The sequence below is a fragment of the Yersinia sp. 2542 StPb PI genome (assembly GCF_048593855.1).
Lineage (GTDB): Bacteria > Pseudomonadota > Gammaproteobacteria > Enterobacterales > Enterobacteriaceae > Yersinia > Yersinia enterocolitica_E.
Genome location: NZ_JAZGQA010000407.1, coordinates 1 through 1,224, shown reverse-complemented (window position 1 = coordinate 1,224; position 1,224 = coordinate 1). Strand labels below are relative to the sequence as shown.

The window sequence follows — 1,224 nt, the reverse complement described above, 5'->3', positions numbered from 1 at the left end:
ATAGAAATTTATAGCGGTATTCTAGCTAATGTGGCTGACATAAAAATATCTGAAACATTGAGGCCGGATATATATTCATCAGCAGAAACACTTGGCTGTTGGGATCCTGAAACTCAGTCTGTGGTAATAGCTAGAAAATGTCTTTCTTCTCTCGATATCTTTGCCGGTGTACTGATACATGAGCTTATTCATGCTAAAACAGGTTTCAGCGATGTAAGCAGGGATTTTGAAAATTCACTAACAGATTCAATCGGGGTGTTATGTGCAATAATACTTGAGAATGAAAAAAATCATTCTCAGCCCCTTATTCATCAGATGCCGAATGAAGCCGTGAAGAAAACTAAGCTAAGGTATAGGCCGTGGTATAAATTCTGGTGAGGATATAATATCTGAGAGTAAAATCTTACCTCTGTACTAACAAATCGTGGTAATCATCCCATGCCCCGCTCAAACTAGATCGGTACATGGGAATAGCCGGATCTCAAAAAGAAAGACTAATTCAATAAAACCACACCATAGAAAGCAGCCACGGCAGCGCCACCCAGCAGATAGACCGGCAACATCACCACATCTGCAGCTACCGCTACCGGATAAAGAGCCCTTTTAGCAGAAGAGGCATTTTTGCTATAAAAATTCACCCGTAAAGGATGCTCAAAACGGAAAATATCGGACGGTGTAGCACCTTTTCTGTGAATAGTGCCAACCAGATTATCCAGGCTAATATTGCAAACACCTGTTGTTTCAGTATTGCTTGAACAATTCCAGTCAGTACTTTTTATCAGCGACTTTATTTTATCTCTCTCTACTGCAGTCTGATAAGTGTACTTCAGCACAATATTACCTATGAACCTATCTTTTTTATCATTAAATCTAAAGCTACCATCCCTGACGACCTGAATTCTTTTTTTATCAATCTGTCCGGTAACTAACAGTGTTGAAAACTCGTCGACTCCCGATGACAACACATAATCGAAATGCGTACCAACAAACGCCCAGTTTTTATTACTACCTTGCTGAGCCAAAGACATTCCGATAATGACATCATCATTATAGTGAGTATAGCCTGTTTCATGCCCCTTGATATCAGCCGAAAGCTGCTTAGTTACGCAGGCCGAAAGAAAAAATGGTAACATAACTATTGCCACCAATTTACACGTTAATTTAAAAAAATTAATCACACTGACTCCTTATTGTATTCTTATTTTTCCAGACCAAATTTTTTGT

Annotated in this window: 2 protein-coding genes; one reads left to right on the top strand and one right to left on the bottom strand. The window is 39.0% G+C overall.

Annotated elements, in window-relative coordinates; translation table 11 throughout:
* Window positions 1-378: hypothetical protein (locus V1952_RS21960; RefSeq protein WP_420075566.1), on the top strand; the 378-nt coding region annotated here is incomplete at its 5' end.
* Window positions 379-494: 116 nt separating this feature from the next.
* Here V1952_RS21960 and V1952_RS21955 read toward each other — a convergent pair.
* Entirely contained in the window at window positions 495-1,178 is a 684-nt protein-coding gene (locus tag V1952_RS21955; protein ID WP_420075565.1) for a hypothetical protein, read from the bottom strand.
* Between the last annotated feature and the right edge of the window lie 46 nt (window positions 1,179-1,224).